General features: G+C 74.4%; 11 protein-coding genes. 1 reads left to right on the forward strand and 10 read right to left on the reverse strand.

Annotated features, from left to right (window positions below; genetic code table 11):
• Positions 1-140: 140 nt before the first annotated feature.
• The 5 genes from ftsY to AB0442_RS33380 form a co-directional block, all read right to left on the reverse strand.
• Positions 141-1,364, reverse strand: coding sequence for a signal recognition particle-docking protein FtsY (ftsY, locus tag AB0442_RS33360; RefSeq protein ID WP_366167359.1), 1,224 nt, complete (start codon positions 1,362-1,364; stop codon positions 141-143).
• A 91-nt stretch (positions 1,365-1,455) separates the two neighbouring features.
• Positions 1,456-5,049, reverse strand: a complete 3,594-nt coding sequence (gene smc / locus AB0442_RS33365; RefSeq protein WP_366167360.1) for a chromosome segregation protein SMC — start codon at positions 5,047-5,049, stop codon at positions 1,456-1,458.
• 230 nt (positions 5,050-5,279) lie between these two features.
• The gene (locus AB0442_RS33370) at positions 5,280-5,483 is read right to left on the reverse strand and encodes a hypothetical protein (protein WP_344627281.1); all 204 of its coding nucleotides are present in this window, start codon (positions 5,481-5,483) and stop codon (positions 5,280-5,282) included.
• A 398-nt stretch (positions 5,484-5,881) separates the two neighbouring features.
• Positions 5,882-6,205 carry an acylphosphatase gene (locus AB0442_RS33375; protein WP_263103514.1) on the reverse strand — a complete coding sequence of 108 codons (324 nt, stop codon included), beginning with the start codon at positions 6,203-6,205 and terminating at the stop codon, positions 5,882-5,884.
• A 177-nt stretch (positions 6,206-6,382) separates the two neighbouring features.
• Positions 6,383-7,714: a hypothetical protein gene (locus AB0442_RS33380; RefSeq protein WP_366167361.1), complete on the reverse strand. Its 1,332-nt coding sequence runs from the start codon at positions 7,712-7,714 to the stop codon at positions 6,383-6,385.
• Between the two features lie 182 nt (positions 7,715-7,896).
• Between AB0442_RS33380 and AB0442_RS33385 the strand changes: the two genes are divergently transcribed.
• On the forward strand, positions 7,897-8,817 hold the full coding sequence (locus AB0442_RS33385; RefSeq protein ID WP_344627302.1) for a hypothetical protein: 921 nt from the start codon (positions 7,897-7,899) through the stop codon (positions 8,815-8,817).
• Between the two features lie 54 nt (positions 8,818-8,871).
• Here the strand turns inward: AB0442_RS33385 and mutM are convergent, their stop codons facing one another.
• The 5 genes from mutM to AB0442_RS33410 all read right to left on the reverse strand — a co-directional run bounded on the left by mutM (position 8,872) and on the right by AB0442_RS33410 (position 12,667).
• Positions 8,872-9,735: a bifunctional DNA-formamidopyrimidine glycosylase/DNA-(apurinic or apyrimidinic site) lyase gene (gene mutM / locus AB0442_RS33390; protein WP_366167362.1), complete on the reverse strand. Its 864-nt coding sequence runs from the start codon at positions 9,733-9,735 to the stop codon at positions 8,872-8,874.
• Between the two features lie 10 nt (positions 9,736-9,745).
• A complete protein-coding gene (gene rnc / locus AB0442_RS33395) occupies positions 9,746-10,522 on the reverse strand; it encodes a ribonuclease III (RefSeq protein ID WP_043175798.1) in 777 nt (258 codons plus the stop codon).
• A gap of 20 nt (positions 10,523-10,542) precedes the next feature.
• Positions 10,543-10,716 carry a 50S ribosomal protein L32 gene (gene rpmF, locus AB0442_RS33400; RefSeq protein ID WP_030275709.1) on the reverse strand — a complete coding sequence of 58 codons (174 nt, stop codon included), beginning with the start codon at positions 10,714-10,716 and terminating at the stop codon, positions 10,543-10,545.
• A 2-nt stretch (positions 10,717-10,718) separates the two neighbouring features.
• A complete protein-coding gene (locus tag AB0442_RS33405) occupies positions 10,719-11,393 on the reverse strand; it encodes a DUF177 domain-containing protein (RefSeq protein ID WP_366167363.1) in 675 nt (224 codons plus the stop codon).
• A 140-nt stretch (positions 11,394-11,533) separates the two neighbouring features.
• Positions 11,534-12,667 (reverse strand): cell division initiation protein, encoded by a 1,134-nt coding sequence (locus AB0442_RS33410; RefSeq protein WP_366167364.1) that lies wholly within the window; start codon positions 12,665-12,667, stop codon positions 11,534-11,536.
• Between the last annotated feature and the right edge of the window lie 135 nt (positions 12,668-12,802).

Below are 12,802 nucleotides of genomic sequence, written 5' to 3' on the forward strand. Positions count from 1 at the left end.
CGCCCGGCGCGCCGGCGCGGGCCCGCCCCCCGCCCCCGCGCTCCGCCGCGCGCCCGCCCGCCCCCCCGGCCCCCGGGGCCCCCCCCCGCCGCTCTTGCTGTCGTGGCCGTGCCGTGGTGGCCGTGCCGTCCGGTCGCCGGTCAGTCGCCGATCAGGGCGTCCACGAAGGCGGCCGGCTCGAAGGGGGCGAGGTCGTCGGCGCCCTCGCCGAGGCCGACCAGCTTGACCGGCACGCCGAGTTCGCGCTGGACGGAGACGACGATGCCGCCCTTGGCGGTGCCGTCGAGCTTGGTCAGCACGATGCCGGTGATGTCGACGACCTCGGCGAAGACCCGGGCCTGGACGAGGCCGTTCTGGCCGGTGGTGGCGTCCAGGACGAGCAGCACCTCGTCGACCGGGCCGTGCTTCTCGACGACGCGCTTGACCTTGCCGAGCTCGTCCATCAGGCCGGTCTTGGTGTGCAGCCGGCCCGCGGTGTCGATCAGGACGGTGTCGACGCCCTCGGCGATGCCCTCCTTGACGGCGTCGAACGCGACCGAGGCCGGGTCGCCGCCCTCGGGCCCGCGGACGGTGTGCGCGCCGACCCGCTCGCCCCAGGTCTGGAGCTGGTCGGCGGCGGCGGCGCGGAAGGTGTCGGCCGCGCCGAGCACCACCCGTCGGCCGTCGGCGACCAGCACCCGGGCGAGCTTGCCGGTGGTGGTGGTCTTGCCCACGCCGTTGACGCCGACGACCAGGACGACCGCCGGGCCCTCCTCGTGCTTGGTGGAGCGGACGGTGCGGTCTGCGTCCGGCCCGATCAGCGCGACGAGCTCCTCGTGCAGCAGGCCGCGCAGCTCCGCGGGGGTGCGGGTGCCGAGCACCTTGACCCGGGTGCGGAGGCTGTCGACGAGCTCCTGGGTGGCCGCGACACCGATGTCCGCGGTGAGCAGGGTCTCCTCGATCTCCTCCCAGGTGTCCTCGTCGAGGCGGTCCCGGGAGAGCAGGGTGAGCAGGCCCTTGCCGAGCGCGTTCTGCGAGCGGGAGAGCCGGGAGCGCAGCCGGACGAGCCGGCCCGCGGTGGGTTCGGGGACCTCGACCGCCGGCGGGGCCGCGGCCTCCGCCGGGGCCTCCACCGGGACCTCGGGGGCCTCGGGGGCCGTCGTGGCCTCGGGGGCCTCGGGGAGCTGCACCTCCTCGATGGTCTGGACGGGTGCCTCGCTGGGCGGGGCGGACTCCTCGCCGACCTGCGGCTCGCGCGGCGGCGTGATGACGGGTGCCTCGGGCTTGGGAGGCACCTGCTTGCGTCGTCTGCCGTTGACGACGAGGCCAGCGATCGCACCGACGGCGACCACGGCGATGACTACGGCAAGGATCACGTATTCCATAACCCCCCCAGTATCGGCGACGCCCCCGCGCCGCCGGGAGTAGCCGGGCGGCGTGGCTCGCTCACCGTCCGTGGGCCCGCCGGGCGCGGGCTCAGCCGGCCGGGGCCGGGGTGCGCCTCTCCTTGTGCTCGTCGCGCAGCCGCTGGCTGATCACCTGGGAGATGCCGTCGCCCTTCATGGTGACGCCGTAGAGGGCGTCGGCGGCCTCCATGGTGAGCTTCTGGTGGGTGATGACGAGCAGCTGGGAGCTCTCCCGGAGCTCCTCCATGATCGCGATCAGCCGACGCAGGTTGGTCTCGTCGAGCGCCGCCTCCACCTCGTCCATCACGTAGAAGGGGCTGGGGCGGGCCTTGAAGATGGAGACCAGCAGGGCGACGGCGGTCAGCGAGCGCTCGCCGCCGGAGAGCAGCGACAGCCGCTTGACCTTCTTGCCGGGCGGCCGGGCCTCCACCTCGACGCCGGTGGTCAGCATGGACTCGGGGTCGGTGAGCACCAGCCGGCCCTCGCCGCCGGGGAACAGCCGGGAGAAGACGCCCTCGAACTGGGCGGCGGTGTCCTGGAAGGCGGCGCTGAACAGCTGCTCGACCCGGGCGTCGACGTCCCGGACGATGTCCATCAGGTCGCGCCGGCTCTTCTTGAGGTCGTCGAGCTGCTCGCCGAGGAAGCGGTGCCGTTCCTCCAGCGCGGCGAACTCCTCCAGCGCCAGCGGGTTGACCCTGCCGAGCTGCTGGTGGGCGCGTTCGGCGGCCTTGAGCCGCTTCTCCTGCTCGGCCCGGTCGTACGGGCGGGGCTCGCCGGGCTCGGCGCCGTCCTCCGGGACGGGCGGCGGGACGGGCTGGTCGGGGCCGTAGCCGTCGATCAGCTCCTGGCCTCCGATGCCGAACTCCTCCAGCGCGCGGGACTCCAACTGCTCGATGCGCAGCCGCTTCTCGGCGCGCAGCACCTCGTCCCGGTGGCCCGCGTCGACGAGCCGGTCGAGTTCGGCCTTGAGTTCGCGGCCGTGCTCGCGGGCGGTGCGCAGCTCGGCCTCCCGCCCGGTGCGGTCCTGCTCGACGGCGGTGCGCTCGGCGTCGGCGGCGGCCAGCGAGGACCCGACGGCGGCGAGCAGCACCCGGGCGCCGTCGGCGACCGCGGTGGCGACCGCGGCCTCGTGCCGGGCGCGGGCGCGGCGGCGGGCGGCCCGGGCGCGGGCCTCGCGTTCGGCGGCGGCGGCGCGGTCGAGCCGGTCGGCGCGGCCGGCCAGGGAGCGGACCCGTTCCTCGTGGGTGCGGACGGCGAGCCTGGCCTCCATCTCGGTGGCGCGGGCGGTGGTTGCGGCGGCGGCCAGCCGGTCGCGTTCGGCGGTGTCGGGCTCGTCCTCGGCGGCGGCGTCGAGTTCCTCGGCGGCCTCCAGCCGGGCGGCGAGTTCCTCGGCGGCGTCCCGGGCGTCGGCCAGGCCCTGTTCGGCGCGCTGCGCGGCGGCGGCGAGGCGTTCGGCCTCGCCGGCGGCGGCCCTGGCCTGTCCGGCGGACCGGCCGAGGGCGCCGGCGAGTCGGGCGCGTTCCTTCTCGGCGCGGCGGCGGGCCGCGGCCGATTCGTCCTGGGCCAGGGAGAGTTCGCGGCGGCGTTCGGCGGCGGCCGCCAGTTCCTCCGCCGACCGTGCGCAGCGGACGTCGAGTTCGTCGATGCGGCGGGCCGCTTCGGCGACCTGGGCCTGGGTCTCCAGCAGGCTGGGCGCACCGGCGGCGCCGCCCTGGGCCCAGGCGGCGGCGAGCAGGTCGCCGTCGGCGGTGACGGCGGTGAGCCCGGGGTGCAGGGCGGTCAGCTCGCCGGCGGCGGCGAGGTCGGCGACGACGGCCGTCCGGGCGAGCAGGGTGTCGACGGCGGCGCGCAGCCCGGCGGGGGCGTCCACCAGGTCGGCCGCCCAGTGGGCGCCGTCGGGGAGTTCGGGCCGAGCGGGCCGTTCGGCGCCGGTCGGGCGGGGGGCGTCGGCGAGGAGCAGGGCGACGCGGCCGGCGTCCTGCTTGCGCAGCAGCCGCAGTGCCTCGGCGGCGGTGTCCGGTCCGTCGACGGCGACGGCCTCGGCGGCGGCTCCGAGCGCGGCGGCGAGGGCGGTCTCGTGGCCGGGGTGGACGGTGAGCAGCTCGGCGGCGGAGCCGAGCACACCCGCCGGGCGGTCGGCGGCGGTGAGCAGGGCGCCGCTGCCGTCCTTGCGGCGCAGTCCCAGGGAGAGCGCCTCGTGACGGGCGGTCAGGCCGGCCCGTTCGCGTTCGGCGGCCGCGGCGGCGTCCCGGGCGGCGGCGAGGGCGTGCTCGGCCTCCTGGAGGTCGGCGCGGGCCTGCTCGTGGGCCCGTTCGTGGTCGTCGTCGGCGGCGACGAGGCCGTCGGTCTCCTCCTGGAGCTCCCGGTACTCCTGCTGGGCGGTCCCGGCGCGCTGCGCGGCCTCGGCGGCGGCCTCGGTGAGCCGGCCGATCTCGGCCTCGGCGGCGGCGGCCCGCGAGCGGGCTGCGGCGGCCTGGCCCTGCAGCCGGGCGAGGCCCTCGCGGCGGTCGGCGATGGCGCGGGCCGCGCCCTTCAGCCGGGTCTCCTCGGCGGCGAGGGAGCGTTCGAGTTCGCCGCGGGTCTCGACGGTCTCGGCGAGGGCGTACTGCGCCTCCTCCAGGGCCTCGGCGAGGGCGGCCTCCTCCTCGCGGACCCGGGCGGCCTCGGCGAGGAGTTCCTCGGGGTCGCGGCCGCGTCGTTCCTCGCCCTCGGTGCCGGTGCGGGCGTGCCGGACCTTCGCCTCGGCGAGTCCGACGGTGCCGCGGGTGCGCTCGGCGAGCGCGGAGAGCCGGTACCAGGTCTGCCGGACGGTCTCCAGCCGCGGCCCGAGCTGCTCGACCTGCGCCTCCAGCACGGCCTCGCGCCGGACGGCGGCGGCGAGCTGCTGCTCGACGGTGGTGCGGCGGACCTTGAGGGCGAGTTCGTCGGCGACCTCGGCCTCGACGGCGCGGCGCAGGCCGAGCAGGTCGTCGGCGAGCAGGCGCAGCCGGGCGTCGCGCAGTTCGGCCTGGATGCCGGCGGCGCGGCGGGCGATCCGGGCCTGCCGGCCGAGCGGGCCGAGCTGGCGGCGCAGTTCGGCGACGAGGTCCTGGACGCGGTTGAGGTTGCCCTGCATCGCGTCGAGCTTCCGCAGCGCCTTCTCCTTGCGCTTGCGGTGCTTGAGGACGCCGGCGGCCTCCTCGATGAAGGCGCGGCGGCCCATCGGGTCGGCCTGCAGGACGGAGTCGAGCCGGCCCTGGCCGACGATGACGTGCATCTCGCGGCCGATGCCGGAGTCGGAGAGCAGCTCCTGGATGTCGAGCAGCCGGCAGGCCGTCCCGTTGAGCGCGTACTCGCTGCCGCCGTTGCGGAACATCGTCCGGGTGATGGTGACTTCGGAGTAGTCGATGGGCAGCGCGCCGTCGGTGTTGTCGATGGTGAGGCTGACCTCGGCACGGCCCAGCGGGGCGCGACCGCCGGCGCCGGCGAAGATGACGTCCTCCATCTTGCCGCCGCGCAGCGATTTGGCGCCCTGTTCGCCCATCACCCAGGAGAGGGCGTCGACGACGTTGGACTTCCCGGATCCGTTCGGGCCGACCACGCAGGTGATGCCGGGTTCGAACCGCAGGGTCGTGGCCGAGGCGAACGACTTGAACCCGCGCAGCGTCAGACTCTTCAGGTGCACCCGTCCGACCTCCTCGCCAGTGTTCGGCGCTGTGCTGGCGACTGTATCCGGCCATGGGCGGGAGACGGCGTCAGGAGGCGGTTTGGGTGCGACGCGGCATGGGCAGCATTCGCGCGGGGAGGGCTCCGGACACGACGAAGGGACGCCACACCGGACGTCCCTTGCAGGCTGCGATCCCTTTCGGGAAGCTCAGCGCACCGACGGCGTCGATCGATCGGATCGTGGAAGGATCAGGTGAGCGCAGGCTCCCGGTGATCCATGTCGATGCTGGTGAGCAGCGAGTGCTCGTCGGCGACAGCGGCGAGAGCGTCGTTCTCCGTCCGGAGCCGGAGAAGTTCGGCCTCCAGATCGTGAACGCGCTGCTGCAGCCGTCGCATCTCGGAGAGCATTCGCGGGTCGGGGCCGCCGACGTACCCGAGAAGCGCCTTTGCCATGATGTATGGTCCTCCACGCTGAGTGACCGAACCGTTTTGCGGTACTGGTCTAGGGGGAAGGGGTGCGCACGCCCCGTCCACCCGAACGTGCTGGCTGGGCACTCCAGGGCGAGCGCAGTGAGCTGGGCACACGACGGCTCGACCCTGCCGGGTAAACGCGGACTGGTGCGCGGGCTTCCAGCGTCTCACCAAAGACGGTACGGGTCAACACGATCACCGCACGCTACCGCGCCCCTCTCACCTGCATGGCGGGTAGGTCACACCACGGGGTAGGGCGGGCCACCTGAGCCGGTGGATCACTGCTGGTGCGGAGTCAACCACGAGTCTGCCCGATTGGCAACCGGATGACACCGGCAGTTGCCGGAGGGTCTCTCCATCCCTCCGGCAACTGCGGTGTGCTAGCGGATCGCGAATCCGTCGTACCCGTCCCCGGTCGCGGTCCAGATCTCGGTGACCCCGCTGACCTGGCCCGGAGTGTCCGGGCCGCGCAGCAGGACGAGGAGTTCCTCGCAGTCGGCGTGCAGTCCTTCGGCCACGACCTGCACCCGGCCGTCGCCGAGGTTCACGGCGTACCCGGTCAGGCCGATCTCCAGGGCGCGGGCCCTGGTCCACCACCGGAATCCGACCTCCTGGACCCGGCCGCGGACCCAGGCGGTGACCCGGACCGGCCGGACACCGTCGTGCCCCAGCGTGTGATGGCCGTAACTGTCGTGACCGTGCATGCCACGACCATAGTGCGACCCCGGACGGTCGGTGCGAAGTGGTTTCACCGCACCCGCACGGCACCTCCGCGACCCTGCGAAGCCCTTCGCGAGTCCCTCGGACGGGTGACCGGCACGCGGCGGGCCGGATTCACCCGCCCGGCCGTGCGCCGGCGACGGGGCGCACGGACCGGCGGTTCAGAAGCCGCCGCCGAAATCCCCGCCCCCGCCGCCGTCGAACCCGCCGCCGAAGTCCCCGCCGCCGCCCCCGTCGAAGCCGCCGAAGTCGTTCTGGTCGAAGTCCGCGCCGGAGTACTCGCCGCCCTCCGGGCCGCCCTGGTAGCCGTCGGCGGCCCAGGCGCTGCCCGGCGAGGCCAGCACCGAACCGAGCACGGTGCCGGCGACCAGCCCGGGCAGCATGCCCGAGCCGAAGTAGCCGCCGGCCCAGGGGCTGTACGCGGGCCCGGCGTTCCAGTACGGCTCGCGGCCGTGCTCGGTGGGCACCGTGCGGACGTCCGGGTCCAGGCCCGAGCGCAGCCGGGCGGCGTCCTGCGCGCAGACCGGGACGCTGCGCGGCGCCCCGCCGGCCGGCGCCCAGTCGGCGTCCTCCACCGACGGGCCGTGCCGCGGGTCGAAGAAGCAGGGCGGGCGGCGCTCCGGCAGCGGCCGCTTGTCGCGGCGGGCGGCGAGCACGGCCAGCGAGAACCGGCCGTCCTCCAGCGCCTCGGTCACCGGCCGGACGTCCTCCGGCCCGGTGGCCGCGTCCATCCGCTGCTTCGCCTGCTCGTAGGCGTCCAGCGCCCGGGTGTAGTCGGTGCGCTGCTCGTCGTCGGCGTCGGCCGCCCGCGGGTCGAAGTCCAGCCGGTCGAGCTCCTCGCCGAAGGCGGTGATGTCCTCGTCGACGACCGTCCTCAGCTGCGCGAGCTGGGCCCGGCGCTGCTCCTCCTTGCGACGCTTGGCCCGCCGGAGGAGCAGCAGCACGCCGCCGCCGGCGAGGGCCAGCAGCACCAGCGGGACGACGATCGCGGCGGTGCTCACCCCGCCGGAGGCCACGCCGTGCCCGCGGGTCTGCGGGGCGGCCTGGTCGACGAAGTCGTTGAGGGCGCCGTTGACGTCGTTCGGGTGGGCCCGGAAGGCGGCGCCGGCGATCCGGTCCGCGGAGGCCGGCGGCAGGGCCTGACGGTCGGAGAACGCCTTGAACTGCTCACCGCGCCAGATCGCGTACACCCCGACGACGCCCACCTCGGTGCGCAGGTCGCGGGCGACGGTGGCCGCGGGGTACTGGTCGTTCGCCGGGACCACCGCGACGAAGATCGGCTTGTCCGTGTCGGCGATCTTCTTGGTCAGGTCGGCGGCCTGGGCCTCGGAGAAACGGCCGGTCATCGACGGGTCGACGTAGACCTTGCCCTGCTTGAGGGTCGCCGCGGCGTCGGGCACGCCGGCCGCGGAGGCCGCCGGCGCGAGGAGCAGCAGCACGCCGGTCAGCAGCGCGGTCAGCGCGACCGCCGGGCGGTGCAGGAGGGTTCTCATACCTCCGACGCTACCGCCCGGGCGCGCCCTCCCCCTCCTGCGGTCGCACGCCGGGCGCCCCGATCTGCACCCCCGGTCTGATCCTTCCCCCGCCGACCGGCCGGAAGACCCCCGGCGGTGCCGGACGCCGCCGCGGACGGGGCATAGTGGTGCCTGCCAGTCCGCTCATGATCGGAGCCCTCGTGTTCATCGGCCTCGTCACCGCCGTCGCGGCATCCGCCTGCTACGGCACCGGCTCCGTCCTGCAGGCGCTCGGCGCCCGGCGTTCGGCGCGCGAGGAGGCCGCCCGGTCCGAGGGCGGGGTGTCGCTGACCGAGCACGGCGGCCCGAGCCTGTCCTCGACCGCGAAGGCCGCCGTGACGTGGGAGTTCATCCTCGGCACGGTGCTGGACTTCGTCGGGTTCGGGCTGGGCGCGCTGGCCGCCCGACTGCTGCCGCTGTTCCTCTCCCAGACGATCATCAGCGCCAACCTGGTCATCACCGCGCTGCTCAGCGTCAGACTGCTCGGGCTGCGGCTCAAGCAGTTGGAGTGGCTGTCGATCGGCGTGCTGTGCGGGGCCCTGGTGATGCTGGCCGTGGCGGCCGGGCCGGAGGGCGACCACGTGGTCGCGCGGGCGGTGCACTGGTGGCTGCTGGCGGTGACGGTGGTGCTGATCGCCGGTGGCAGCCTGCTGGTGCGGCGGCTCGGACGCAGCGGGGCGATCGTGGCGGGCCTGCTGTCGGGCCTCGGCTTCGGCGCGCTGGGCATCGGCGTGCGGATCCTGGACGGCGTCGACCCGTTCGACCTGGTCGCGCTGGTGTCGGACCCGGCGCTGTACACCATCCTGGTCGGCGGCCTCGGCGGGATGTACCTGCACACCGTGGCCCTGCAGGTCGGCTCGGTGAACGGGGCGACCGCCGCGCTGGTGGTCGGCGAGACGGTGCTGCCGGGCGCGGTCGGGGTGATCTGGCTGGGCGACTCCTCGCGGGACGGCCTGGGCTGGCTGGCCGCGATCGGCTTCGTCCTGGCGGTGGTCAGCGCCGTCGGCGTCGCCTGGTTCGGCGAGGACGAGGGCGCCCTCCACGGCGTCGAACCCCACCAGCCCGAGCTCGCCGACCGCTGAAGACCCGCCCCGGGGCAGCACCCCGGGGGCGGCACCCAGGGGCCTGCCGTGCGCCTACCGCTGTCGCGGCGCCGGCTGGCAGCGGGGGCAGAAGTAGCTGGAGCGGTTCATCCAGGCCGCCCGGCGGATCGGCGTCCCGCAGCGGTGGCAGGGTGCGCCCTCGCGCCCGTAGGCGTCGAGGTCGCGGGCGAAGTAGCCGCTCTCCCCGTTCACGTTGACGTAGAGGCTGTCGAAGGTGGTGCCGCCGACGGCGAGCGCCGCGTTCATCACGTCCCTGGCGTGGCCGAGGAGTTCGGCGGCGCGGGGGCGGGTGATGCCGGTGGTGGGCCGGTCGTAGTGCAGCTTGGCGCGCCAGAGCGACTCGTCGGCGTAGATGTTGCCGACGCCGCTGATCAACGTCTGGTCGAGCAGGGCGCGCTTGACGGTCGTCCGGCGGGCCCGCAGGGCGGTGACGAAGGCGGCGTCGTCGAAGCGTCCGTCGAGCGGGTCGCGGGCGATGTGGGCGAGCGAGACGGGGGTGGCCTCCGGGTCGTCGTCCTCGGCCTCCTCGACGGCGAGGCCGCCGAAGGTCCGCTGGTCGACGAAGCGCAGTTCGCGGCCGCCGTCGGTGAAGCGGAACCGCACCCGCAGGTGGGTCTCGTCGGGGGCGGCCGGGTCCTGGACGAGCAGTTGTCCGCTCATGCCGAGGTGGCCGACCATCGAGTGGCCGGTGCCGGGGAGCGGTATCCAGAGGTACTTGCCGCGGCGGTGGGCCTCGCCGAAGGTGGTGCCGACGAGGCGGGCGGCGAAGTCCTCGCCGCCCGCGGTGTGCCGGCGGACCGAGCGCGGGTGCAGGACCTGCACCTCGGCGACGGTGCGGCCGGCCGTCCAGCGGGCCAGGCCGCGGCGGACGACCTCGACCTCGGGGAGCTCGGGCATGCGGGCCGCCTCAGCCGGTGGTGTCGGGCGTGCTCTCGGCGTACTTGGCCTTGATGGCGCGCCAGGCGCTCTCGGCGGCCTTCTGCTCGGCCTCCTTCTTCGAGCGGCCGCTGCCGTGCCCGAAGTCCTGGCCGGCGACGCGGGCGGCCGCGTCGAAGGTCTTCTCGTGGTCGGGTCCGGACTCGGACACCACGTACTCGGGCACGCCGATGCCCACGGCGGCGGTGAGTTCCTGGAGGCTGGTCTTCCAGTCCAGGCCGGCGCCGAGCTGCGAGGACTCCTCGATCAGCGGGTCGAACAGCCGGTGGACGAACTCGGTGGCGGCGTCCAGGCCGCGGTCGAGGTAGACCGCACCGATCACGGCCTCGACGGTGTCGGCGAGGATCGACGACTTGTCGCGGCCGCCGGTGCCCTCCTCGCCCTTGCCGAGGCGGATGAAGGTGCCGAGTTCGAGGCCGCGGCCGACCTCGGCGAGCGCGCGGGAGTTCACCACCGCGGCGCGGAGTTTGGCGAGCGTGCCCTCGGCGACCTCCGGGTGGAGGCGGTAGAGGGTGTCGGTCACCACCAGGCCCAGCACCGAGTCGCCGAGGAACTCGAGGCGCTCGTTGGTGGGCAGCCCGCCGTTCTCGTACGCGTACGAGCGGTGGGTGAGGGCGCGTACCAGAAGGGCGCGCTCGAGCTCGTACCCGAGGCGCCCTTCCAGGACGTCGTATTCGGTCGAGGCCGGCCCGCCGCCCTTGCCCCCGTTCGAAGGGCCCGGCTTGCGGGAGGAGTTGCCGTCCGACATCGATCCGTGCACCCCGCCGATCAGACCGAGAGGACCTGGCGACGGTTGTACGTGCCGCAGCTCGGGCACGCGATGTGCGCCAGCTTCGGCTCGTGGCAGCGGTCGCACGCGACGAGCGCGGGCGCGACGGCCTTCCAGTTGGACCGGCGGTGGCGCGTGTTGCTGCGCGACATCTTCCGCTTCGGAACAGCCACGGCTACTTCTCCTGGTTCTCGGCGAGACCCTCACGGGTGTCGCTGTTCTTGTTCTCGTCACCCTCGTCGCCGGGGGCGGCGGAGAGTCCCTGCAGAGCCGCCCACCGGGGGTCGGCGGCGTCGTGGTGGTGGGCCGGGTCGTCGCTCAGGCGTGCCCCGCACTCGGAGCAGAGGCCCAGGCAGTCGTCCTGGCACACCGGCTGCAGCGGCAGTGCGAGCACCACCGCGTCACGCAGCACCGGCTGGAGGTCGAAGAAATCGCCCTCCAGTCGGTAAGTCTCGTCCTCGGAGTCCTCGTCGAGGTCCTCCGCCCCGGCCGTCCGGGCGCGGTGGCGCTCGTCGGACTCCGGGTAGTAGTAGAGCTCCTGGAAGTCGACCTCCAGGTCGTCGTCCATCGGCTCCAGGCAGCGCACGCACTCGCCCTCGACGTGCGCCTCGGCGGTGCCGGTGACCAGCACGCCCTCGACGACCGACTCCAGGCGGAGCTCCAGCGAGATCTCGCTCTTCTCCGGGACCCCGATGACCTCCGCGACGCCCAGGCCCTGCGGGGCCTCCAGGGTCCGCGACACCGTGCGCATCGAGCCGGGGCGACGACCGAGTTCGTGCGTGTCGAACACGAGTGGGTCGCGGTGGTCGAGGCGGTTCAAGGTGTCCTGACTTCCTGGGGCGGTACGCATCCCTGCGTTCCGCGGATCCTTCTGGGGTGGTGTGCGTGACCGGTGTGCGGGCACGCGACGGGGCCGGTGCGAACAGGCCGGAGTGGTCAGACTACCGGAGACTCGGGCCAGGCCCAAAGTCGGTGCCCGACCCTCCGCCCTCAGCGGCCGCCGAGCTCCCGCAGCCTGGTCATGTCGATCATGCTGGTGTCGAAGAAGCTCGTCTCGTCCAGACCGGCCTGCTGCTGGTGCGGCAGCTGGGCCTGCGGCTGCTGCTGGTAGCCGTACTGGTTGCCGTACGGGTCGGCCTGGTAACCCTGCTGCTGGTAGTAGCCGTCCGCCACGCCCTCCTGGCCCTGGTAGGCCGTGGCGGGCTGCTGGTAGCCGTACTGGTTGCCGTACGGGTCGGTCTGACCGCCCGCGGAGGGGTCGTAGCCGCCGTACACGTCGGCGTACTGCGGAGCGCCCTGGTTGCCGTACGCGTCCTCGCCCGGGTTCTGCCAGCCGGCCGCGGCGGGCGTCTGGTCGGGCCAGGCCTGCTGCTGCGGCACCTCCTCGCGGTACCAGGGCTGCTCCTCGCCCTCGGTCGCGAAGCCGGCGGCGACCGCCTCGGCGCGGTCCTTCTGCTGCTGGGCCTCGTCGGCGGCGGCCAGGTAGGCGCCGAGCTCGTCGATGGGCTGCTTGCCGAGGAGCTTGTCGCGGCCCTTGCCGACCGCCTCCAGGGTGGCGCCGAGCACCGCCTCCAGGGTGGCGAGCTTGGCGTCGACGTACTCGTCGGCCTCCGGGCTGGGGCTGACCCGCGGCTGGAACTCCTCGCCGTCCTCGCCCGTCCCGTCCTCGGGCTCGTACACGCCCGCGCCGCGCAGCTTCTGCCGGCCGCGGCCGACCGCGCCGAGCGTCTTGGTCAGCACGACCTCGAAGTTGGCGAGCTTGGAGTCGACGTAGTCGTCGGCCTCGGCGCGCTTGGCCTCCACCTCGGCGCGGGCCTCGGCGAGGATCCGGTCCGCCTCCGCCCGGGCGCGCATCACGACCTCGGTGTCGGAGATGAGCGAGCCGCGCTCGTCGTGCGCCCCGCGGATGATCTCCTCCGCCTGGGAGTGCGCGTCCGCGACCATCTGCTGGTGGTCGGCGACCACCGACTGGGCCTGCGCGAGCTCGGCGGGCAGCGCGGCCTTCAGGTCACGGAGCATGCCGACCAGGTCGGCCCGGTTCACCACGCACGACGCCGACATCGGCATGGCGCGGGCGTTCTCCACCGACGCGACGATCTCGTCCAGTTGCTGCTGCACGTCCACGGGCGCTTCTGTCTTTCCGTGTGCCGCCGGGGGTCCTGGCGGAGGCAGGCCCCGAGGCGCGGGCGGCACCGCGGGGCAGGACTACAGACTGTACGGCCACCGGGGGCGCGGCTCACAACATCCGGCACGGCCGGG

Source organism: Kitasatospora sp. NPDC085895 (genome assembly GCF_040702125.1).
GTDB lineage: Bacteria > Actinomycetota > Actinomycetes > Streptomycetales > Streptomycetaceae > Kitasatospora > Kitasatospora arboriphila.